Source organism: Mycobacterium sp. (assembly GCF_004298145.1).
Lineage (GTDB): Bacteria > Actinomycetota > Actinomycetes > Mycobacteriales > Mycobacteriaceae > Mycobacterium.
Map to the genome: position 1 here is coordinate 201444 of NZ_SCRH01000011.1, position 21693 is coordinate 223136.

General features: G+C 64.0%; 20 protein-coding genes. 6 read left to right on the forward strand and 14 right to left on the reverse strand.

The window, feature by feature from the left end; translation table 11 throughout:
• Positions 1 to 195 precede the first annotated feature (195 nt).
• A complete protein-coding gene (locus tag EPN51_RS04370; protein WP_293037622.1) occupies positions 196 to 1218 on the forward strand; it encodes a nitroreductase family protein in 1023 nt (340 codons plus the stop codon).
• A 25-nt stretch (positions 1219 to 1243) separates the two neighbouring features.
• Here EPN51_RS04370 and EPN51_RS04375 read toward each other — a convergent pair whose 3' ends face one another.
• Complete coding sequence (locus tag EPN51_RS04375) at positions 1244 to 2440, reverse strand: cytochrome P450 (RefSeq protein WP_293037625.1); 1197 nt, start codon at positions 2438 to 2440, stop codon at positions 1244 to 1246.
• Positions 2441 to 2514: 74 nt separating this feature from the next.
• On the reverse strand, positions 2515 to 2670 hold the full coding sequence (locus tag EPN51_RS04380; protein WP_293037628.1) for a hypothetical protein: 156 nt from the start codon (positions 2668 to 2670) through the stop codon (positions 2515 to 2517).
• A 278-nt stretch (positions 2671 to 2948) separates the two neighbouring features.
• On the opposite strand from EPN51_RS04380, the gene EPN51_RS04385 reads away from it, so the two are divergent.
• Positions 2949 to 3116, forward strand: a complete 168-nt coding sequence (locus tag EPN51_RS04385) for a hypothetical protein (protein ID WP_293037723.1) — start codon at positions 2949 to 2951, stop codon at positions 3114 to 3116.
• 74 nt (positions 3117 to 3190) lie between these two features.
• Here the strand turns inward: EPN51_RS04385 and EPN51_RS04390 are convergent, their stop codons facing one another.
• The 8 genes from EPN51_RS04390 to EPN51_RS04425 form a co-directional block, all read right to left on the reverse strand.
• Positions 3191 to 4222, reverse strand: coding sequence for an LLM class F420-dependent oxidoreductase (locus EPN51_RS04390; protein WP_293037631.1), 1032 nt, complete (start codon positions 4220 to 4222; stop codon positions 3191 to 3193).
• 29 nt (positions 4223 to 4251) lie between these two features.
• The gene (locus tag EPN51_RS04395) at positions 4252 to 5388 is read right to left on the reverse strand and encodes an acyl-CoA dehydrogenase family protein (RefSeq protein ID WP_293037633.1); all 1137 of its coding nucleotides are present in this window, start codon (positions 5386 to 5388) and stop codon (positions 4252 to 4254) included.
• Positions 5388 to 7151 carry an acyclic terpene utilization AtuA family protein gene (locus EPN51_RS04400; protein WP_293037636.1) on the reverse strand — a complete coding sequence of 588 codons (1764 nt, stop codon included), beginning with the start codon at positions 7149 to 7151 and terminating at the stop codon, positions 5388 to 5390. Before EPN51_RS04400 ends, EPN51_RS04395 begins: the two co-directional genes overlap by 1 nt.
• The gene (locus tag EPN51_RS04405) at positions 7148 to 7936 is read right to left on the reverse strand and encodes a TIGR03084 family metal-binding protein (RefSeq protein WP_293037638.1); all 789 of its coding nucleotides are present in this window, start codon (positions 7934 to 7936) and stop codon (positions 7148 to 7150) included. Before EPN51_RS04405 ends, EPN51_RS04400 begins: the two co-directional genes overlap by 4 nt.
• 3 nt (positions 7937 to 7939) lie before the next feature.
• Positions 7940 to 8698 carry an enoyl-CoA hydratase-related protein gene (locus tag EPN51_RS04410; RefSeq protein ID WP_293037640.1) on the reverse strand — a complete coding sequence of 253 codons (759 nt, stop codon included), beginning with the start codon at positions 8696 to 8698 and terminating at the stop codon, positions 7940 to 7942.
• Positions 8695 to 10677 carry a biotin carboxylase N-terminal domain-containing protein gene (locus EPN51_RS04415; protein WP_293037643.1) on the reverse strand — a complete coding sequence of 661 codons (1983 nt, stop codon included), beginning with the start codon at positions 10675 to 10677 and terminating at the stop codon, positions 8695 to 8697. Before EPN51_RS04415 ends, EPN51_RS04410 begins: the two co-directional genes overlap by 4 nt.
• A 5-nt stretch (positions 10678 to 10682) precedes the next feature.
• Positions 10683 to 12281, reverse strand: coding sequence for a carboxyl transferase domain-containing protein (locus EPN51_RS04420; protein WP_293037646.1), 1599 nt, complete (start codon positions 12279 to 12281; stop codon positions 10683 to 10685).
• 148 nt (positions 12282 to 12429) lie between these two features.
• Entirely contained in the window at positions 12430 to 13305 is an 876-nt protein-coding gene (locus EPN51_RS04425; protein ID WP_293037649.1) for a nitronate monooxygenase, read from the reverse strand.
• 322 nt (positions 13306 to 13627) lie between these two features.
• On the opposite strand from EPN51_RS04425, the gene EPN51_RS04430 reads away from it, so the two are divergent.
• Both EPN51_RS04430 and EPN51_RS04435 read left to right on the forward strand, forming a co-directional pair.
• Positions 13628 to 14632: a LuxR C-terminal-related transcriptional regulator gene (locus EPN51_RS04430; protein WP_293037652.1), complete on the forward strand. Its 1005-nt coding sequence runs from the start codon at positions 13628 to 13630 to the stop codon at positions 14630 to 14632.
• A gap of 83 nt (positions 14633 to 14715) precedes the next feature.
• On the forward strand, positions 14716 to 15825 hold the full coding sequence (locus EPN51_RS04435; protein WP_293037655.1) for a LuxR C-terminal-related transcriptional regulator: 1110 nt from the start codon (positions 14716 to 14718) through the stop codon (positions 15823 to 15825).
• A gap of 18 nt (positions 15826 to 15843) precedes the next feature.
• On the opposite strand, the gene EPN51_RS04440 is transcribed toward EPN51_RS04435, so the two are convergent.
• The 4 genes from EPN51_RS04440 to EPN51_RS04455 all read right to left on the reverse strand — a co-directional run bounded on the left by EPN51_RS04440 (position 15844) and on the right by EPN51_RS04455 (position 18947).
• On the reverse strand, positions 15844 to 16302 hold the full coding sequence (locus tag EPN51_RS04440) for a hypothetical protein (protein ID WP_293037658.1): 459 nt from the start codon (positions 16300 to 16302) through the stop codon (positions 15844 to 15846).
• Positions 16303 to 16313: 11 nt separating this feature from the next.
• The gene (locus EPN51_RS04445; protein WP_293037661.1) at positions 16314 to 17819 is read right to left on the reverse strand and encodes an aldehyde dehydrogenase family protein; all 1506 of its coding nucleotides are present in this window, start codon (positions 17817 to 17819) and stop codon (positions 16314 to 16316) included.
• Positions 17820 to 17938: 119 nt separating this feature from the next.
• Positions 17939 to 18451 carry a ketosteroid isomerase-related protein gene (locus EPN51_RS04450; protein WP_293037664.1) on the reverse strand — a complete coding sequence of 171 codons (513 nt, stop codon included), beginning with the start codon at positions 18449 to 18451 and terminating at the stop codon, positions 17939 to 17941.
• A gap of 13 nt (positions 18452 to 18464) precedes the next feature.
• On the reverse strand, positions 18465 to 18947 hold the full coding sequence (locus EPN51_RS04455) for a ketosteroid isomerase-related protein (RefSeq protein ID WP_293037667.1): 483 nt from the start codon (positions 18945 to 18947) through the stop codon (positions 18465 to 18467).
• Between the two features lie 234 nt (positions 18948 to 19181).
• Here EPN51_RS04455 and EPN51_RS04460 point away from each other — a divergent pair, with 234 nt between their 5' ends.
• Together EPN51_RS04460 and EPN51_RS04465 are read left to right on the forward strand one after the other, a co-directional pair.
• On the forward strand, positions 19182 to 20429 hold the full coding sequence (locus EPN51_RS04460; RefSeq protein ID WP_293037669.1) for an acyl-CoA dehydrogenase family protein: 1248 nt from the start codon (positions 19182 to 19184) through the stop codon (positions 20427 to 20429).
• Between the two features lie 97 nt (positions 20430 to 20526).
• Positions 20527 to 21693: acetyl-CoA C-acetyltransferase (locus EPN51_RS04465; protein WP_293037672.1), on the forward strand; the 1167-nt coding region annotated here is incomplete at its 3' end.

A 21693-nucleotide genomic window follows, 5' to 3' on the forward strand; every position in this document is an offset into this window, starting at 1 on the left:
GCTTCATGTTCCGCGACTCAAAGGCGGGGCGGCGCCGCGCATTAGCCGCCGCTCAGACAGGGTTGTCGTCACGGTGGCCATCCGTCCGAAGCGGCCTTTCGCCCGGTTGCCCGTCGCCTATTTAACGGATATTATTCATTTATAATCGCATTGGCGCAAGAGGGGTTCGGTCACCGGAAACTGGAGGCGGTCGCGTTGGATACGGCGAAAGAACAAGATCCTCGAGAAAGTGGCGAAGCTTCTCGGCTTTTCCCCGATGCTCAGGTCGTCGATGAAGTTCTCACGCTGGCGACCCGAGCACCTTCCATCGACAACACCCAGCCGTGGCGGTGGCGAGTGGACCGCACGAGTCTGCACCTCTACAGCGATAAAGGCATGCGCTTGCCCAACACCGACCCGGGTAGCCGGGACTTGATCTTGAGTTGCGGTGCAGCGCTTCACCATTGCGTCGTCGCTCTGGCGGCGAGGGGTTGGCGCGCCGACGTGCACCGCTTACCTGATCCGGCCGACCCCAGCCATCTCGCCGCCATCGAGGTGTCCCCCCACTCCCCCGACCGCACCGATATCATCCTCGCGACGGCAATCCCCCAGCGCCGCACCGATCGGCGAACCTACAGTGCTCGCGCGGTGACGGCGAGTGAAATCGCCTCGATGGCCGCTGTGGTCACTCGAATGGGAGTCACGCTGCGCGTGGTTGATGCCCGGGAAAAGCTGCATGAGATCGTCAAGCGAGCCGCACTGGCTCACGCGACCAACCGCGATTACCTTGTCGAGCTTGCCAGGTGGAGCGGTCGATATGGTTCCCGGGCCGGCGTACCGGCCCGCAACATCCCCGAACATGATTGTGGCGCACCGATACCCGGCCGCATCTTCGCCGGGCCAGGCCTGGCGCAGCCGCCGGGTACCTCACCCGCCGATGACAATGCCGTCATCCTGGTGCTCGGCAGCGAAGCCGACGATCGTCTGGCTCAGCTGCGCGTCGGCGAGGCGACCAGCGCGCTGCTGCTGACGGCGACGGCGATGGGACTGGCGACCTGCCCGATCACCGAACCTCTGGAGATCCCCGAAACCCGCGACGCCGTCCGCGATGACGTGTGGGGTGCGCAGGGGTATCCCCAGATGCTGCTCCGGGTGGGCTGGGCCGCAGACAGCGCGGACCCCTTGCCGCCAACGCCGCGGCGGGCTCTGACCGACGTCGTGCAATGGTCGAGCCCGTAGCCGACGTTCGCTCCACGCGGTGACGTCAGGAACGGGAAACCAGCGTAGGCATGGCAGCCCAACCCCGGACCGCGGCGGTCTCCGACGGTACCGCGTTGGTCCAATCGACCTCCCAGGATCCGAAGCGCTTGAGGATCTCCTCCAGCGCGATCCGGCCCTCCAGCCGGGCCAGAGCATTGCCCATGCAAAAGTGTGTACCCGCGCCGAAGGTCATGTGCGAGCGCTGTTCCCGGTGGATATCGAAGACGTCACCGTCCGGCGCGAACCGGCGATGATCGCGGTTGGCCGCGCCGACGAGCATGAGCATCGCCGAACCCTCCGGCACGGTCTGTCCGTAGTACTCCACGTCGCGGGTGACGTAGCGGGCCATCTGTAGCGCCGGCGGCTCCCAGCGCAGGATTTCCTCGATCGCCTGGGGTATCAGTCCCGGGTCCTCCACCAGATCACGGCGCTGATCCGGATAGTCGGCCAGCGTCTTACCCGCCCAGCCGATCAGGCGGGTGGTGGTTTCGGAGCCGGCGGTGGCGATGACGGTCAAGTACAGCAACAGCTCTTCGCGGCGCAGCTTGCGTACGGTGCCCGTCTCGTCCTCGAACTCCACGTTGAGCAGGTCGGTCATGATGTCGTCGGACGGGTGTTCGGCGCGCCAGTCGACGAACTCCGCGAATACCTCACCGGTGGCCAGCGCGTCGACCGTTTTCCCTTGCAGGGTCTCCTCGCCGTGGTCGGTGATCTGCCGCTGCCGGTCTTCGGGGAGACCGAGCAGCATGCCGATGACGCGCATCGGCATCTGCTCGCCGAGGTCGTTGACGAAGTCGAACCGATCCGATCCGATCAGCGGATCCAGGCACTGGGCGGTGAACTCGCGGATCTGCGGCTCGAGTGCAAGCACCTTGCGCGGTGTGAACACCCGCGACAGCAGGTTGCGGTGGATGTTGTGGATCGGTGGATCCTCGAAAATCAGTGTGCCGGGCGGTATTTCCATGCCGGACTTGATGATCTCGAGCAGGGCCCCGCGCCCGGAGATGAACGTCTCGTGGTCGATGACGCCCTTGTTGACGTCGTCGTAGCGGCTCAGCGCGTAGAAGTCGTGCCGTTCGTTGTAGTACAGCGGGGCCTCTTCCCGAATCCTGGCGAACACCGGATAGGGATTCATATTGAGGTCGATGTTGTACGGGTCGTAATACAGATCGGATTCGGTGGGGGCGGTCGGCACGGTCATCGGAACTCCATCGGGGCTGCGGGGCTGTTGAATTGGACGGGGAGCACGAAGGCGTTCGTGAGCGTTTGATGCATCTAGGTCTCCACAACGGCTGTCGACGGCGAGATGCGGGACTTCGCGGAAGAGCCGAAGTCGAATGTGGCGTCTTGGGCAAAGTGACTCATGACTTCGTCGGCGCCGTTGTGGAGCCATGCGGCGATCTCGGCATGCACGACTTCCTCAGCGGTCACCATTTCCCCCGTCGGCCTGTTGCAAACGCAGTTACACTAACACACACAAATGTAACGCTGACCCGGCGCGCTCACCCCCGTGAGCGGCAGGTAACTCCAGGCCGCGTGTTGACCTCGGCGGTCAGCCGCAGCGCCCCCGGCGACGGATAATGCTCTTTCCCAAGAGTTTCGACGGAGGACAATGGGTCGGGTTTTTTACTAGAAGTTTGGCTCGCGGAGAGCGACGGGGTTCCTCATGTCATGTCATATTTGACATCCGTATGACATCTCAACCGATAATGCGACGCCGAACCCGTGAGATCCACGTCGTAGCAGAGCTTCCCAAGACACGTAGCGGCAAGATCATTCACCGGCTACCACGCGACGTCGCCGAAGGCCGCCAGCTCGGTGACACCTCGACGTTGGTCGATGCCGGCGTGTTTGCGGCCAGCCGGGCCAGCAAGTAAACGCCGCTGCTGTCGACAACCCGTGCGCGTGGCGATCGGACGTTGCCGATTCGCCGGTCGAGATCGTGCGTGCGCTACACCAGCGTGGCCAGTTCCCTGATGTGCTCGGGTGAGTGAGCGGTGATCACCATCATCGTGACGCCGGCCGCCTCCCACGCGGCAATCTGCTCGCGCACGTAGGCGATGCCGCCGATGATGGCAGCGTCATCCATAAGCTCGTCGGGGATGATGGTGGCGGCGTCGTCCTTGCGGCCGGCGCGAAACAGGTTGGTGACGGCGTCGACGATCTCGCCGTAGCCCATCCGGCGGTAAAGGTCGGCGTGGAAGTTGGTGTTTTCGGCACCCATTCCCCCGATGTAGAGGGCCAGCTTCGGTTTCACGGCCTGGAGAGCCGCGGGTCGGTCGTTGGTGATGATTACTTGCGCGGTGGCACAGATTTCGAAGTCCTCACGGCTCCGCCGGGCGCCGGGTCGGGCGAAGCCGTCGTCGAGCCATTCGTTGTACCTGCCGGCCAAACGCGGGCTGTAGAAGATGGGCAGCCAACCGTCGCAGATCTCGGCGGCCAGCGCGATGTTGTTGGGTCCTTCGGCGCCGAGCATGATCGGAAGGTCGGCACGCAGCGCATAAGTAATCGACTTCAAGGGCGCGCCCAAGCCCGTGGTGCCCGCACCGGTCAACGGCAGCGGGTAATGGGATCCATTGCTATTTACGGGCGCTCGGCGGGCTAGCACCTGGCGCACGACGTCGATGTACTCGCGGGTGCGGGCCAATGGCTTGTCGAAGCCTTGTCCGTACCAGCCCTCGACGATCTGTGGCCCCGAGACGCCGAGCCCGAGAATGTGCCGGCCACCGCAGAGGTGATCGAGTGTCAGCGCCGCCATCGCGCAGGCGGTCGGGGTGCGCGCCGACAGCTGCGCTATTGAGGTACCCAGCCGCAACCGCTTCGTTTGTGACCCCCACCAGGCCAGCGGCGTGTACGCGTCTGAGCCCCACGCTTCAGCGGTGAATACGGCGTCAAAGCCAGCGTTCTCGGCGGCCGCGACGAGCTGTCGGGCGTTTTGGGGCGGCTGCGCCCCCCAGTATCCCAGCTGGAGTCCTAGTTTCATGGCGTCTGGTCTGCGGTCACGTGATGCCCTCAGTAGGAGCGGGGCAAGTTGAGGCTGTGCTGGGCCACGTAGTTGAGGATCATCTCGCGACTCACGGGGGCGATGCGTAGGAGCCGTGCCAAGCCCCATTGGGGAATGAGACCGTATTCGGCTGACAAACCGTTTCCGCCGTGCACCTGGATGGCGCGATCGGCCGCGGTGACCGCCGCCTCGGCGGCGGCGAACTTGGCGATATTGGAGGCTTCACCTGCCGGTTGCCCGCTGTCGTAGAGCCATGCCGCTTTGGCGGTCATGATTGCGGCCTGGTCAACCGCGATCTTGGCCTCGGCGAGCGGATGCGCGATCGCTTGATAGGCCCCGATAGGTGGGCCCCAGACCGTACGGGTGCGCGCGTAGCCGCTGGCCCTGGTCAGCGTGTGTCGGCCGATACCGACGCAGACGGCGGCGCCGGTGATGCGTTCGGGGTTCAGTCCGTCGAACACCTGGCGGAAGCCTTGGTGTTCGGTGCCGATCAGAGCTGATGCCGGTAGTCGCACGTTGTCGAGGTGGAGCGTGTATTGCTTCTCGGGCACGCTGATGCCGACCGGGAGGCGGTGCTTGATGAGCCCGGGCGCGTCGGTCGGGACCAAGAACAGCGACAGCTGGTCCGGCCCGGTCCGGGCCACGAGAATCAAGGCGCCCGCTTCGTCGACGCCAGAGATGTAGTACTTGGTGCCGTTGAGGAGGTAGTCGGTTCCATCGCGGGTTCCCATCGTGCTGATCTGGTGAGAATTGGACCCCGCGTCGGGCTCGGTGATCGCAAAGACCACCTTCGTCTCGCCAGAGCTGATGCGGGGCAGCCATTCTCGGCGCTGCTGCTGGGTGCCGTACCGGCTGAGCAGTTCACCGGAGATGGCACTGCACACCAGCAGGAGCAGCAGCGGACAACCGTGGGCGGCGGTCTCCTCGCACACGATCGCGAGCTCCGTCATGCCGGCCCCGCCTCCGCCGTACTCTTCGGGCAGGTTGATGCCGATAAATCCGTGCCGGGCCAGGTCCTGCCACAGTTCCGTGGTGGGCTCATGGGCCGCGGCGTGTTCGGCGAAGTAGCCGGGGCCGTATTGCGCGGTCAGGGCGCCGACGGCATCGCGTAGGTCGCGGTGTTCTGTCGGTTCGGCGAAATCCATTACGGCACCAGCTTGTCGGGAACGTCGGTATGAAGGGCGCGCAGGTATTCGCCGAGTCCCTTGGCCTGAGGATCGGTCTTGGTGCACGAGGCGACTCCCTCGCCGAGGAACCCGACGATGACGAAGTTGAGTGCCTTGAGGTTGGGGAATTCGTAGCGGTGCACCGCCAGCCCGGCCGATTCGGTGACCAGCGCGCGGAACCGGTCCACCGTGAGGTGGCTGCGCAGCCAATCCCACCGTTCGGGGGTGTCGGTCCACAACCCGACGTTGGCGTTGCCGCCTTTGTCACCCGAGCGTGCGGCCACCACGTCGCCGAGGGGTCGCCACGTGGTGGGCCCATAGTCGACTGGGCGAGCGGCCCGGGCCGTGGGGTTAGCCACCGCTGGTTCGGCCTGGTCGCTGGTGTGTGGAACGATTTCGCGGTCACCAGTGTGGTGGATCACGACATGCTCGACCAGGTTAGCTGGTACCAACGTCGGCCAGTAGACCCCGAATTCGGCCGCCGCCGTCGGCGGAGTGGTGGTGTGAAAGCCCGGGTAACCGGCTACGGCGAGCTCGATGACGGCGTTGGAGAAGGCGCGGTCGACGACGGCGCGATCGCGGCTTTTGACCGTCACCCGCAGGTGGGCGGTGGCCTCAACGACGGAGCGCGGGTCGGGTTTGTCGTAACGCAGCAGCTGGATGTCGATATCGTCGAAATGCTCGGTCCCACCAATGATTTCGGAGAGTTCGTCGATGGCCCACCTGGCCTTGTCCTCGACGTCGAGGCCAGTCAGAACCATCGTCATGGTGTTGCGGTATCCGCCGATGTAATTCATCGCCACCTTCAACGTCGGTGGTGGTGCACTACCTTTGGTGCCCGTGACCCGCACCCGATCTGGGCTTTCGGCTGCGATCCGCACGGTGTCGAAATGCGCGACGACGTCGGGGTTGACGTACCGTGGGGGGCCAACCTCGTAGAGCAGCTGGGCGGTAACCGTGCCCGGGCAGACGAGGCCGCCGCTGCCCGAAGGTTTGGTGACGACGAAGCTTCCATCGCTGGCGAGCTCGACAATGGGCGATCCCGGGTAGCGGCGGTCGGTGATCTCACCGACTTGGGAGTAGTTGCCGCCGGTGGCTTGCGGTCCGCATTCGATGATGTGGCCAGCGGCGACCGCGCCGGCCAGTGCGTCATAGTCGCGGCGATCCCAAGCGTGCCACCACGCACCGACACCGACCACGAGCGCGGCGTCGGTGACGCGACCGGTGATCACCACGTCGGCGCCGCGCGACAAAGCCGCGGCGATCCCCCACCCACCTAAGTAGGCGTTCGCTGAGACAGGTTGTACACCAACGTTATCCAGCGCGGCACCCGTGTCGAGGTGGATGAATTTCTCGCCTGCGGCCCGTAGCTGCGGCAGGCGCGGGACGAGGTCATCGCCTTCGATATGGGCGACGGTGAGGTCGACTCCTGCGTCGGCGACGATGGCGCGGACCGCGTCAGCCATGCCGCCGGGGTTGAGACCCCCGGCGTTGACGACGACTTTGATGCCGCGTTGGGCGCATGCCGCGGCGACCTGTTCGAACTGGGCGAGGAAGGTACGGGCATAGCCCGCGGCAGGGTCTTTGTGCCGGGCTTTCCACAGGATGAGCATGGTGAGTTCGGCGAGGTAGTCGCCGGTGATGACGTCGAGGTCGGCGGTGTCGACCAGCCGGCGCATCGCAGCCAGCCGATCACCGTAGAAGGCTGAAGCGTTGCCGATCCGTACCGGACGGCGCGTCATTGCGGCACCACCCGGCGGGTGGGCGCGCCCGCGAAGGCCTGAGCGATATCGAGCCATTGTCGGGCTACCCGCCCGTCGGCGATCAGTGCGGTTTCGGTCCAGTGGCGGCGCTGGGTGATGACGAGCGCGAAGTCCTCGGCGGGTCCGTACACGCGGTTGGCGGCACCCGGCGGACCCCAGTCCCATAGATCTCCTGTTGCCGAACGTAATTCGATGTACACGGGTTCGTCGGGAACCGCGAAGCCGTGGATCGTGTGGGAGAATGCGAACGTCGACACACCCAGGTGGGCGATGCTGTGCAGACCGGAGCTGGCGGGGCGTTTCACGCCAAGAGCCTCGTAGACGTCGCATCCGTGCGCCCAGGTCTCCATCAACCGAGCCGTGGCGCACGACGCGGTGCTCATGTTGGGCCCGAACCATGGCAGCCGGGCCCTGAAATCGTGTTCTGAGAACGCGACCAAGAGTTTTCGTCGCGCGTCGATAAACCAGCTCAGCACATCGTGCGGTGCGAGCGAGCGGCGATCTTCGGCGACGCGATCGGGGAAATCCATGCCGTCGGCCATAAGTCGATCGGCGGTGGCGCGAAACTCTTGCGGGCTCCTGAGGGACGAGTGCGCGCAGTCATCGAAGAATGCCAAATGTGTGACCTGGTCGTGAATGGTCCATCCGCGTGCGGCCGTGTCGATCTGCCATTGCCGGACGGTCAACGACGACAGGACCTCGGCCAAGTGGTCCGACTCGTCGACAAGGTCGGCCAGCAGCCGCTGGTAGGTTTCGTGGTTCACGGCTCACTGTCCCTTCCAGGTCGGGCGGCGTTTCTCGGCGAAGGCCGCCATGCCCTCCTGCGCGTCACTACTGAGATAGACTGGCGCCCAAAGTTTTTCCGCGGTTTCGAAGGCGTCGCGCAGCGGTCGTTCGGCGGTCAGCAGGGCGGTCTGTTTGCCGGCAGCGACCGACAAGGGGGCATTTGCGGCGATCTGCTGGGCCAGTTGTTGGGCCGTCTGGATCAGATCGGCAGGCTCGGCAAGTCGGTTGACGAAGCCGATCTCGTAGGCACGCTGAGCTGTCATCGGCGCGGCCGTCAGCAGCAATTCCATGGCAATACGCTGCGGGATCATCAGCGGCAGGGGGGCTGCCCATGGTGCTCCGCGCCCGACCCGTGCTTCGGTGATGGCGAAGGTAGCCGTAGTAGAGGCCACACAGAGATCGCAGGTCTGCGCCAACAAGAATCCACCGGCGAACGCGGCACCGTTGACGGCGGCGATAGTGGGCTTGTCGACGCGGACGTTGCGGCCGAACTGGGGCACGAAGTCCACCGGCGGAATCGCCAGGCGGTCGTTTGACATCTCTTTGAGGTCACCGCCCGCGCAAAACGCCTTGTCGCCAGCACCGGTCAAGACGAGCACCTTGGCAGTGTCGTCAGCGTTGAAGCTGCGCACACCGTCGAAGAGTCCTTCACGCACGGCCTTATTCAGGCTGTTGCGTGCGTCGGGCCGGTTGATTGTCAGCCACGCGACCGCGTCGCGGACCTCGTAGGTGACGCTCACTGGCCGTCTCCGTGTACGACCGCGAGCACCTGTCCGGAATCGACCTGGTCGCCGGCCGCGACCGGGATGGAGGCGACGATACCGTCGGTCGGTGCGTGCACCGTGTGCTCCATCTTCATCGCTTCCAAAACGATGATGGGCGCGCCCGCGCTAACCGTCCCCCCCTCGGTGACTTCGATGCGCACCACGGAGCCGGGCATCGGGGCCAGCAGCGAGCCGGCCTCGGCCGCGGCCGAGGGATCGGGGAACCGCTCGACTTCCTGCAAGGCGGTAGAGCCCACCGTGCTGTCGACGTAATGCATGGTGCCCCAGCGTGTTATCCGGTAGCGCCGGCGCACACCGTCGATCTCGGCGTCGACCAACGACGCCGAGGCGCCGACTACATCGACATCGGGCTCCCATTGGCCGACGCTGACGGTGAGCGCTGCGCGCTCGAAGCGGTAGTCGACGTCAAAGCGGTCATCACCGACGGTGAATGCGACGCGTTGTGGCTGGTTCGGCAGGGTGCGCCACCCCGAGGGCAGACCTGGTAGGACGGTCGATTCGGCACGTCGACCTGCCTGTGCGGCTAATGCCGCCACGACCGCATGCAGGCGCGCGGTGGCAGCGCGTCCCCCACCCATCAGTGCTGCGGGGTCATGCCGATCCAAGTAGCCGGTATCGATGGCCCCTGCGCGGAATTCCGCTTCACGCAATATGCCGACCAGCAGATCCCGGTTCGTCGTCACGCCGTGGATGCGGCTGTCGCGCAACGCTCGGGCGACTTTGCTGCAGGCCTCGTCGCGGTCGGCGCCGTAGCCGATCACCTTGGCCAGCATCGGGTCGTAGAAGGTACTCACCACAGATCCCGAGGCAAATCCGGCGTCGACGCGAACGCCGGCGAGATCAGGAAATTGCAGGGTATGCAACGTCCCCGAGGCCGGAATGAACCCGGCGGCAACGTCTTCGGCGTACAACCTGACTTCCACAGCATGCCCATGAGGTGTGATGTCGAACATCTCGGCCGGCAGCGGCTGACCGGCCGCCACGAGCAGTTGGGCTCGCACGAGATCGATGCCGGTGACCAATTCGGTAACCGGGTGTTCGACCTGAAGCCGGGTGTTGACCTCGAGGAAGTAGAACGAGCCGTCGGGCGCCATCACGAATTCGACGGTTCCGGCGCCTTCGTAGTCGAGGGCCTTACCGGCCGCCACCGCCGCGTGGCCCAATTCCGCGCGAAGGGATTCGTCGACGGCGGTGGACGGCGCCTCTTCGATGATCTTTTGGTAGCGGCGCTGAATCGAACACTCGCGCTCCCCTAGATGGACGACGCTGCCGTGGCGGTCGCCGAAAATCTGCACCTCGATGTGGCGGGGGGACTCGACGAACTTCTCCAAAAACACAGTTCCATCGCCGAATGCTGAGGCAGCTTCGCGGCGAGCGCTGTGCACCGCGTCGGTAAGCTCGGTGTCACCGTGCACGATCCGCATGCCCCGCCCACCACCTCCGAACGCGGCCTTGACCAGGATCGGAAAGCCGATGTCGTGGGCGGCCGCTCGCAGTTTGGCGGGATCTTCGTCTCGCTCAGATTCGATGGTGATCCCGGGTAGCACCGGTACGCCTGCGGCGCGCATCATCTCCTTGGCGGCGATCTTGGAACCCATCGCGCTGATGGCTTGTGGGCTGGGCCCAACGAAGATGACGCCGGCTTCGATGCAGGCGCGAGCGAAACCCGCATTCTCCGAAAGAAATCCGTAGCCCGGGTGGATAGCTTCGCTTTTGGTGCGGGCCGCGGCCGCCAGGATCAGGTCGCCCCGCAGGTAGGTGTCGGCCGGTGCGGTGCCGGGCAGAAGCACCGACTCATCGGCCTGGGCCACATACGGTGCGTTCCGATCGGCGTCGGAATAGACCGCGACGGTGGCGATGTCCATCTCGTGGGCGGTGCGGATGATCCGGGCGGCGATCTCTCCCCGGTTGGCGATGAGCAGTTTGGTGATCACGTCTCTCACATCCTGAACACGCCGAAACCGCGGCGACCGGACACGAGATTGGAATGTGCTGCTGATAGCGCCATGCCGAGCACCGAGCGGGTATCGCGGGGATCGATCACCCCGTCGTCATAAATCCGGCCGGAGATGAAGAACGCATGCGACTCGTGTTCGATCTGTTCTTCGATCTCTGCGCTGCGTTTTGCATCGGCTTCGTGGTCGAACTCGCGACCGGCTGCCTCGGCGGCAGCTTTGCCGACAATGGACAGCACCCCGGCCAGCTGCGCGGCCCCCATCACCGCGAGCTTGGCGTTGACCCAGCTGAACATGAACCGCGGGTCATAGGCTCGCCCAGACATGCCGTAGTTCCCGGCCCCGAACGAGCCGCCCATGTTGATGGTGATGTGGGGCACCGTGCTGTTGGTGACGGCATTGATCATCTTGGCGCCATCTTTGATGATGCCGCCCTGTTCGTATTGGGTGCCGACCATGTAGCCGGTGACGTTCTGCAGAAAGATCAACGGTATGTCGGTCTGGTTGGCCAACAGGATGAATTCCGTTGCCTTCTTGGATTCTTCACTGAACAGCACCCCGCGGGTGTTGGCCAGTATTCCGACCGGGAAACCGTGGATGGAGGCCCAACCGGTGGCGATGCTGGTGCCCCAGCGGGGCTTGTACTCAGAGAACCGGGAGCCGTCGACGATGCGGGCGATGACTTCGCGCGGGTCGAACGGCACCCGTGAATCACCGGAGGCGATGCCGAGTAACTCCTCAACGTCGTACAGCGGTTCGTCGGCAGGTTGGCTCGGGCCAGGACCGAGCTTGCGCCAGTTCAGATGGGCAACGATGTCGCGCCCGATGCGAATCGCATCCACCTCGTCGACGGCGAAGTAGTCGCCGAGCCCCGAGACCCGGGTGTGCATGTCGGCGCCGCCGAGTTCCTCGTCGTCGGCGTCCTCCCCGGTGGCCATCTTGACCAGTGGGGGTCCGCCAAGGAACACCTTGGCCTGTTGGTCCACGAGCACCGCGTAATCGCACATTCCGGGCACGTAAGCTCCACCGGCGGTGGAATTGCCGAAAACCAGGGCGACACTGGGGATACCCATCGCCGACAATTCAGTCAGGTCGTGAAAGATCTTGCCCGCGTGGACAAATAACTCCGACTGAGTTGGCAAATCGGCGCCACCGGACTCCACCAGATACACCACCGGCAATCGATTAATACGTGCAATCTCCAACGCGCGCAGGTTTTTTCGCAGCGTAAAAGGATTCATCGTGCCACCCCGCACGGTCGGGTCGTGTGCGATGATCACGCACTCCACACCGCACACCACACCCACTCCGGTGACGATGGCCGCGCCCACCTGGAAGTTGGTGCCCCACGCGGCTAACGCGGACAGCTCCATGAACGGGGCGTCGCGGTCCACCAGCAGCTCGATGCGCTCACGAGCCAGCAGCCGGCCGCGGTCGTGGTGGCGTTTCACATACCGTTCCCCGCCACCGGCGGCCACCTGCGCCAATTGCACATGCAGCGACGCGACCGCGGCCGACTGGACATCACGATTGCGCTGATACGCCGCCGACGAGGTGTCGATCTCCGACATGAGGACGGGCATCGTTATCCCTTCGCGGTACCCGAAACAAAATTGGTAGTGAACGAGGAAACACTAAAGTCGTTGAGCCGCCGGGTGACGATATCCACCCCCAACAGATGACATGAAGGGTCCGAACGGGGTAGCCCCGTTGTCGCCCGAGGTATCACTGCTAGCCATTGAGGACCTCACGCATCTTCGTTCGCGCCGCGTCATATTCGGCGGACAGCGCCGCGATCACCGCCGCCACACTAGAGATTTCGTGCACCCCCGACACGCTGTGTCCGGCGCTCCACGCAGTGCGGTTGCTCAATAGCTTGTCGTGGCGGAAGCCCTTCGTCTCGGCGACCTGAGCGCGGTTGTGTTCCGGCTCGGCGTCGCGCCAGGCGGCGAGAAGGCTTGCCGGAATACCGCCGACGCGATCAGACAGACGAACATCGTCCAGCGTCGAGGTGACGACCGCTTGGCGGTAGCCGTCCTCGGCCCCGCTCTCGTAGGTCGCGATAAATCCCGTGCCGAGATAAACCAAGTCGACGCCGAGCGCCTGTGCGGCAAAGATGGCCCGGCCGTCGCTGATACCGCCGGCCAGCACCACGGGGCCATCGAAACTTTCGCGCACCGCGCGGACGAACGCGAACGGATTGGCCCACCCGGTTTGGCCACCAGCGCCCGCGGTGAGCAGTACTAAACCGTCGGCACCGGAATCGACGGCCCGCCACGCATGGGAAAGGCTGGCCACATCGGCGTAGACCTGCGCCCCGGCATCATGCAGGGGTCCGATCACCGGTTCCGGAGAACCTACGCTCGTGATGACCAATTCGGCGCGGTGGCGGATGAGGCACGCCAGGTCCGCGTCCCGGCGGGTATTGCTCGGGTGGACGACCAGGTTAGGTGCCGCCGGCGCATCCGTTGGGCCGATTTCGTCGCCCATGCGCGACAGCCAGTCGTGCAACACCGCGGGGCTGGGCGCGTTGTGGGTGGGAAACGAACCAATAACCCCATTGCTGCAGGCGGCAATCACGAGATCGGGAGTGGAGACATTCGTCATCGGAGCAGCAACAGCCGGCAGGGACAACCGGTGTGACCAGCGATGTGGGCGCTCCAACACCACTCTCCTGCTCAGTAAGCGGCCGGCCGGACGGCCCACCGCGCCTATGCTCTTAGTAAATCTGCATTAACTACAAAAAAATTTCGAACACACCGGTACCGCATTCGGTCCAATGGTGTTATCCGACGTCAGGACTCCGCCAGGAGCCTGCAACCAGGTTTGACAAACGTGATGCGCGTCACTGACAATGTTGACTGTTAGTGAACAACGATCCGCATCGGGTCCTTCCCCAGGGGGTGCACTCATCACCGCCGATCTGTCCGTGTCGTCCTCCGACGACCTCGGCTATGCCGACGTGGCCGATGAACTCGCCCAGATGAGTTCGCCTGCTACGTTATTGGCCTCCCAATCCGATGATGGTTTCGGCGAGAGCTTGACTCACCTGATCGACGCACTGGACCAGCTTCGGCGACAGTCGACCGCGCAAGCCGTCTTTGATCTCGCACCCCAAGTGCTGTGCCAAACCGGAATATTCGCCCGGGTCATGGTCTCGCGCGTGGCAGGCTCAACGTGGTCGCCGCTCGCGCTCTTCGGGCTGACCAACACAGGTCGGGTGATCCTCGAGATCGACGGAGTCGTAGAGGATTTACACATTGCTCTGATGTCACCGCTCGTGGAAGCTGAAGTCGTACGTCGGCGTTTGCCCGCTCTGGTCACCGACGCCCAGGACGAGCCCCGCACACACCGACCGTTGGTGACCCGCACCGGCACGCGCGAGTATGTGGTAGCCCCGATCGTCGCCGATTCGATCGTCGTGGGCCTATTACATGCGGACCGCCCCGCCAAATCCGAGACCCTCTCGGCGCTCGACCGCGACTTGTTGCGCCTGTTCGCCGACGGAGCGGGATTGTGCATCGAGCGTGCAGAGCTCAATGAGCGCGCCCAGCACCTGCAGAACATCCTCGCCGAGGCGTGGGCGGCAGTCGCCGACTCTGTGCCAACACTGGGCGGTGTTCCCGAACTGCAGTCGTCCGCGCTCTCCGCGAGTGACAGCGTCAAAGCTTGCGGCGGGCCTGAGCGCGTCCGGCCGGAGCAACAGCGACATTCGGCTCGGCTGGCGCGACTGACCGGCCGCGAACGCGAGGTGTTGGCGTTATTGGCTAGTGGCGCCACCAATGCGCAGCTTGCGGACCGACTCACCGTCGCCGAAAGCACAATCAAGTCCCATGTCAAACACATCCTGCACAAGTTGGGCGCGGCCAACCGCGCCGCAGCGATCTCGTGTTATCTCCGTGACACCCGCGGTGACGAACGGCGGCCACGATGAGTGTCTCCTTTGCCGGGGAGAGCAACCGCATTTCGGCGGGTGGACGAGCCCGGGCCGAATGGTGGTCGGGTGAGGCGGAGCTGATGAGCCGGCTGGAAGCGCTGCGGGAGGACACCAATTACACTGTCGGACAGTTTATTCCGCTGCCCGATCTCGAATGGGTCGCCCCAGCGCGGGCGGCTGAGGCCGTTTCGGTTCTGACCCACGCGTGCATCGAGCAGCTGCGGAACATTCCCGGCCACGATGCGGCCGGCGCACGGCAACTGTGCGATCTGGTCCTGAAGCTTCAGCAGTTGGCCATGGACCTCTACCTGCACCAGACAGCCACTCGCGGCCATCGGCTGGCCAACTGCGCTGCCGGACTCAGTCGGTTACGTGGCGTACCCTCATCGACCGCGCTGATGGAGGGTGCCTGCGAAGAACTGGTGGCGCGTTGCGGGTTTCACCGAGCGGTGATCTCGAAGTTAGAGAGCCACAGCTGGAAGCCGTTGATTCTGCACAACCGCGACGACAACGTCGCGACGCGGTCGTGGTTCAGCGACTGGGTCAACCAGAGGGTCCCCCTGTCAGCGACCGCGCCCGAAGCCGAGATGCTCTCACGGCGCCGCCCGTCAATGGTGTACGACACCGCCGATGCGCCCGTGTATCGGCCGTTGATCGTCCAGGCAGGGCAATCACGCTCCTATGTGGTGGCACCTCTGGTTCACGGTGAAGAAGTCATCGGATTACTGCATACCGATCACTATCCGATGCCACGCCGTGTCGACGAGGCAGACCGTGATGTGTTGTGGGCCTTCGCCGATGGATTCACCCATATCTACGATCGAGCGGTGCTGATGGAGCGGCTGCAGGTCCAACGCGACAGCGTCCGTGAATTGTTCTTTGGAACGGTCGAACGCATCGACGACCTGTGCGATGCCGGCCTGAACGTATCCCGGTTCGGCGAGCTTCCGGAAACGGGCTCCGGCGGCGACGCCGGCTGGTCGGGACCGACTGGCCGCTCAACCGTGGAGCTAAGCGAGCGCGAAGCTCAGGTATTTGACTTGATGGTCACCGGAGCCAGCAACCAGGACATCGCGGATCGACTCGTCATCACCGAAGGCACGGTGAAATCGCACGTCAAACACATCCTCCGGAAATACGGAGCAGTCAACCGCGCTCAAGCCATCGCGTGGGCACTCAGCGGGCGCTGAGCGGGGTTCCCCGGGCTGTTACCGGGTGCGCGGTACTGGCAGGAAAGTCTGCAGCTCAGGTACCACCTCGTTGCGGATGAGTTCGAGCGTCTCCCGGCCTAACAGCGGGATCAGCACCGCCCCATCGGTGATGTGCAGCGCGTACAGATCGGCGACGAGGCCTGCCAAGCCCACCGGGGTGCCGACATAGAGCAGCGTGTTGTCGGCTGGCAGGTCGGTGCGCTTTTCCAGAGCCGATCGCGCCGACCGTGCATCGCCGGCGATCGCGACGTTGATATCGGCCAGCACATCGCAGCCGGGGTGCTCTGACCTGACAGCGGCCACTTGACGTGCGAGGTGGCGCAGGTCGGTAGCGCGCACCCGCATGAGGTCGCCGGGGATATTCAGCCACATGTTCTGGCCGTAGGCGATACCGAGTCGCAACGACGTTCTGGCCGCGACGTCGAAGTCTGCGGTTTGGCCAGCTTCGGCGTGCATCGTGGCGGATCTTATGATCCGGCCGGATCGATGACGATAGCGAATGCCTTGCTCTCGATGCCACCCGAGCGGTCCAGCGCGATGAACTTCTCTTCGACGTATTCGTCGATGCAGTGCGGGCCGCCTTCGCGGCCCATGCCGCTTTCCTTGACGCCACCGAAGGGGTATGCCGGGTGGATAACATGCCAATTGTTGATCCAGACCATTCCCGCCTGCAGGCGGCGAGCCACCTGTAAAGCACGCGCCTCACTACTCCCCCAAACCCCGGCGGACAGACCGTAATTGGTGTCGTTGGCGATTTCAACCGCCTCGTCGACACTTTCGTAGGTCAGCACGACCAGCACCGGCCCGAACACTTCTTCGCGCGCTATGCGCATGTCGTTCTCGACATCGATGAGAATGGTGGGCTCGATCCAATATCCCTTGGCGAATTCGGGGCCTCGGGGTGACCCACCGCCCAGTGCGATCTTCGCGCCCTCCTCCGCTGCGATGCGGAAGTAGTCGAGGATCCGGTCGCGCTGGGCGGCCGAGATGATCGGTCCGACGTTGGTTGCAGGATCCAGCGGGTCACCGACGCGCAGCGTTGCCGCTCGTGCGATCAGCTTGTCGAGGATCTCGTCGCGACGGCTGCTGGGAATGAGTAGGCGGGTGCCGGCTTCACAGGCTTGACCGTTGTTGGCCATGCAGGCGAACAGCGCTCCGTCGACGGCCATGTCGATGTCGGCGTCGTCGAGGATGACGTTGGCGCCCTTGCCGCCCAATTCCAGCGTGACCCGCCGAATTGAGTCGGCCGACTGGCGCAGGATGCTCTTGCCTACCGTGGTCGATCCGGTGAACGCGACCTTACGGACTCCAGGATGGCCAGACAGGTATGCCCCGACGGAGTCACCGTCGCCGGTAACCACGTTGAGCACACCGGGCGGTAAGCCGGCGGCCTCGAATTCGCGAGCGAGCTCGAGCAGCAGCAGCGGAGCGTGTTCGTCGGGCTTGAGTACCAGCGAGTTTCCGGCTACCAAAGCAGGCCCGATCTTCCACACCGCTGTCAGTAGCGGGATGTTCCAGGGCACGATCGCGGCGACCACACCCATGGGCTCACGCACCACGATGCCCTCAGCGGCAACGGGTTCAATAGCCGGGCCCGTTGTCTCCCAGTCGTAGTTCTGAGCAATTGCGGCCAAATATTGCAGCTGAGCGACCGACAGTCCGACGTGCAGGGCGCCGGTGATGCGGATGGTCGCGCCGTTCTCCATGGACTGCAATGCGGCCAGCTCATTAGTGCGCGCGCCGACACGTTCGGCCACCGTGTTGATAATGGCCGCGCGTTCCGTCACCGGTGTGTGCCGCCACTTACCTTCCTCGAACGCGCGCGCGGCGGCGGCGACAGCCGCGTCCACGTGGGTTCTGTCGCCTTTGGCGACCGTCGCTACTAAATCTTCGGTTGCGGGACTGCGGATCTCGTAGCGGTCCAGGGTGTCGATCCACTCTCCGTCGATATACATCGAGTAGTGGTGCGTCATTAGGCGTTCCTCGGGTGCGACGTCATGTTGGTTGGTATGCGGTTAGGCATGCGCTGCGGCCTTACGCTCGAAGCGCTCAGGCAACACCGGATCAATGCTCATGTCGGGTCCCGGTGTTGCTATCCCATCAGCGCAGACGGGTCGAATCCCTCGGCCCAGTACTCCGGAGTCACGATCGGCAGTCCGAGTTCCTGTAGCACCGGAGTGTCGTTCCAGTAAGTCGTTTCGCGTTCGATTTTTCCGTCGGCATCGAGCTGATGCCAGGTAATTCCCCTGGTGCTCAACGTCTTTCCATTTGTCGGGACTCCCCGATAGGTGTCGAGCGCTTGACCGGTCCAGTCCCACAGGATGACCACGGCGGGATTGCCGTCCACGCCGGAGAGTTGGAACGCTTCGGTGGCGGTGAAGGTGTGCAGCCCGACACCGTTGGCTTTGTCCTTGTTGGCAAAGGGCGCCAGCCGCGGATTCAGCTCCTGCTTGGTGATCGCGGTGTCGATCACATGGTCGGAGTCCGCGTGGTCGTCATAGACGAGATCGTCGGCATACAGTTCGACCGCGGCGGTCGTGTCCGAGGTCAGCGCGCTCGTCCAGGTGCGCGCATGGGTAGTGGCGAATTGCGTATCGAGACTCATGGTATTTCCCCTCTCACACCAGTGCCGCGGACTTGCTGACGCCGGTGGGATCCACCGGCAGACCGAGATCATGCACCGCGGTGGCACAGTCCCAGAAACTCTCTTCGCGCTTGATGCGACCGTCGGCGTCATAGATGTGGAAGGTGATGCCCCGCGCGCCGGGAATCTTGCCGTTAGTCGGCACGCCGACAAAGGCGGCCGCGGTCGGAGCTTGCCACGTCCAGCGATAGATGGCGGCCCTATCGTCGCCGACGACCTCATCGATGCGGAAGTTGTTGATGCCGATGCCGTTTTCGGTGTCCGCATTCGCGTAGGGGGCGAACACTCGCAGTAGCTCGTCTTTAGACGTGATGGATTGACCGAGAATCGGGTCCTCGAACAAGAAATCGTCCGCGTAGAGAGCGACGACGGCTTCTGCGCTTTCGCGAAATGCCTTCAACCATTTGACAGCAAATGCGTGACTCATAAGGGATTGTCTCCTCGGCTGGTGGTGCACGACCGCATCGACGCTATTGGCGGTTACTGTGGGCGACCACCTCCAACGGGGGGAAACGGATTGCCCGTCGGGGGGAGACGATGGCCAAGGTTTCGGCCGCCGACCAGGCTGGCCTCCCCGACGTTGGATCGAGTTCCCCCTTGTGAGGGGTGCGCACCATGACGGACCAAGAGCAGCATCGGCACAGCCACAAAGAAGCAAAGCGACAACGCTGGGAATGAAATGGAGCGGAAGATGCTGGAACAGGACCTGACCGACGAGGATTTCGGGCCGTGGTTCGAAAAGGCTCAGGAGGTCTCAAAGTTTTTCCGCGAGATCGGTCCCCGCTATGACCAGGACAACACCTTCGCCTACCCCTCGATCGAAGTGTTCAAGAACTCCGGGTTGGGGGCCTTACCGGTACCGAAAGCATTCGGCGGCCCTGGGGGCAACATTCTGCAGGTATCCAAAGCGGTCTCGGAACTCTCCCGCGGCGACTCCGCGATCACGCTGGCCTACAACATGCACTACATCATGGTCGGCATCGCCGGGAACTTGATGAGCGAGGAACAGAACAAATACTGGCTGGGCCGTGTCGTCGACGGGGAACTCATGTTCGGTCCGTTCTCGGAGCAACGCGCCGGCTTTTCGGGCTTGGCCGACATGCAGGCGGTCCCGCAAAAGGGCGGTGGCTGGAAGCTCTACGGCAAGAAGACCTGGGGTACCCTTTGCGAGGCCGCCGACATCATCACCACCAACGCCACCGAGACCGACTCCGAGGGCAACCTGCCCGAGACTTTCGAGGGCCGCGTCGGCGCCGAAAAGCTGTTCATCGGCGACTTCAAGCTTGACGAAAACCTGCAAGGCGACGGCATCCGCGTCGAGAAGACCTGGGACGCACTAGGCATGCACGCCACCGGCACCCAAACCATCGTGTTCGACGGCTACTTCGTGCCGGAGGACGGCTTCGTCTCACCCTGGCGCGCAGGAGCTTTCGGTGTCTTGGAGTGGGCATCGCTGATGTTTGCCAGCATCTATTACGGCATGCAGCAGCGCATCCTCGAGGAATCCACCAAGACGCTGTCCAAGAAGCACCTGGGGGCCACGTTCGGCGCGATTATCGCCGCCGACACCGAAGTCAAGAAAGTCGGGCACATCATCGACGGCATCGGCGACATGGCGTCTCGGGTGGAATGCTCACGGCGTGTACTCCACCAAACCTGCCAGGATTTGATCGATGGCAAGGATACAGCGTGGGATCCTGAACTGCGTTTCCCCTATCTCGGCCTGGCCAAGACCTTCATCGCCGATAACGTGCTGCACATGTCCCGGCACGCCATGAGCATGGTGGGCGGTTCATCGTTCCGGAAGGGTTCGATCTTCGAACGCCTTTACCGGGATTCTGCTGCATCGATGTTTCAACCTCTCAACGCCGATCAGACCCGCACCTACATCGGCGAATTCCTGCTCAACAAGGCGGCGGGCGGCACCGCAGGCCAATAGAACGTCCGCCATTGCGGCCGTAGGCATCGTTGCGCCCGGCCGATAACTATCTGCGCGCCTGCGAAACTTGCGCGCGATCTACCTGAAAGCGATATCCATGTCCGAAGAAGCCTTCATTTATGAGGCCATCCGCACACCGCGGGGCAAGCAGCGCAATGGATCGCTGAATGAGGTCAAGCCACTGAGCCTGATTGTTGGGCTGGTGGACGAGCTGCGCCGGCGTTTCCCCGACCTGGACGCGACGCTGATCAGCGACATGATCCTCGGCGTCGTGTCCCCGGTCGGTGACCAGGGCGGCGACATCGCGCGCACCGCGGTGCTGGCCGCCGGGCTGCCGGACACGGTCGGTGGGGTGCAGCTCAACCGCTTCTGCGGCTCGGGTCTGGAGGCCGTTAATACCGCCGCGCAGAAAGTGCGCTCGGGTTGGGACGACCTGGTACTGGCCGGGGGTGTGGAGTCGATGAGCCGCGTCGCCATGCTCTCCGACGGCGGTCCCATGTTCAACGACGTCGCCTTTACCTACGACCACCTCGTCGCTCCGCAGGGCATTGGTGCCGACCTGATCGCCACCATGGAGGGTTTCTCCCGCGAGGACGTCGACCGCTTCGCGCTGCGCAGCCAGGAGAAGGCCGCCGCGGCCTGGTCGGGCGGCTACTTCGCCAAGTCGATCGTGCCGGTGCGCGACCAGAACGGCCTGGTGATCCTCGACCACGACGAGCACATGCGCCCCGACTCCACCCTGGAAGGCCTGGGCAAGCTCAAGCCCGCGTTCGACGGCATCGGTGAGATGGGCGGCTTCGACGACGTGGCGCTGCAGAGGTACCACTGGGTGGAAAAAATCAGCCACGTCCACACCGGTGGTAACAGTTCCGGCATTGTCGATGGCGCCGCGCTGCTGCTCATCGGCTCCGAAAAGGCCGGTATTTCGCAAGGTTTGACCCCGCGGGCGCGGATCGTGGCGACGGCTACCAGTGGATCCGATGCGACGATCATGCTCACCGGCCCTCAGCCGGCCACCCGCCGAGTGCTCGAGCGGGCCGGCTTGACGATTGGTGACATCGACCTTTTCGAGCTCAACGAGGCGTTCGCATCGGTGGTGTTGAAGTTCCAGAAGGACCTCAACATTCCCGACGAGATCCTGAATGTCAACGGCGGCGCCATCGCGATGGGCCACCCGCTGGGCGCCACCGGCGCCATGATCACCGGGACCATGGTCGACGAGCTCGAGCGCCGCAACGCGCGTCGCGCCCTGGTCACACTGTGC

What these genes read in the sequence shown, in the direction of transcription:
- EPN51_RS04440 (WP_293037658.1), bottom strand. Translation starts at nt 16,302, where the DNA reads ATGCACGCCGAAGCTGGCCAAACCGCAGACTTCGACGTCGCGGCCAGA.
- EPN51_RS04445 (WP_293037661.1), bottom strand. Translation starts at nt 17,819, where the DNA reads ATGACGCACCACTACTCGATGTATATCGACGGAGAGTGGATCGACACC.
- EPN51_RS04425 (WP_293037649.1), bottom strand. Translation starts at nt 13,305, where the DNA reads ATGACGAATGTCTCCACTCCCGATCTCGTGATTGCCGCCTGCAGCAAT.
- EPN51_RS04400 (WP_293037636.1), bottom strand. Translation starts at nt 7,151, where the DNA reads ATGACGCGCCGTCCGGTACGGATCGGCAACGCTTCAGCCTTCTACGGT.
- EPN51_RS04385 (WP_293037723.1), top strand. Translation starts at nt 2,949, where the DNA reads ATGCGACGCCGAACCCGTGAGATCCACGTCGTAGCAGAGCTTCCCAAG.
- EPN51_RS04460 (WP_293037669.1), top strand. Translation starts at nt 19,182, where the DNA reads ATGCTGGAACAGGACCTGACCGACGAGGATTTCGGGCCGTGGTTCGAA.
- EPN51_RS04395 (WP_293037633.1), bottom strand. Translation starts at nt 5,388, where the DNA reads ATGGATTTCGCCGAACCGACAGAACACCGCGACCTACGCGATGCCGTC.
- EPN51_RS04450 (WP_293037664.1), bottom strand. Translation starts at nt 18,451, where the DNA reads ATGAGTCTCGATACGCAATTCGCCACTACCCATGCGCGCACCTGGACG.
- EPN51_RS04375 (WP_293037625.1), bottom strand. Translation starts at nt 2,440, where the DNA reads ATGACCGTGCCGACCGCCCCCACCGAATCCGATCTGTATTACGACCCG.
- EPN51_RS04435 (WP_293037655.1), top strand. Translation starts at nt 14,716, where the DNA reads ATGAGCCGGCTGGAAGCGCTGCGGGAGGACACCAATTACACTGTCGGA.
- EPN51_RS04390 (WP_293037631.1), bottom strand. Translation starts at nt 4,222, where the DNA reads ATGAAACTAGGACTCCAGCTGGGATACTGGGGGGCGCAGCCGCCCCAA.
- EPN51_RS04420 (WP_293037646.1), bottom strand. Translation starts at nt 12,281, where the DNA reads ATGCCCGTCCTCATGTCGGAGATCGACACCTCGTCGGCGGCGTATCAG.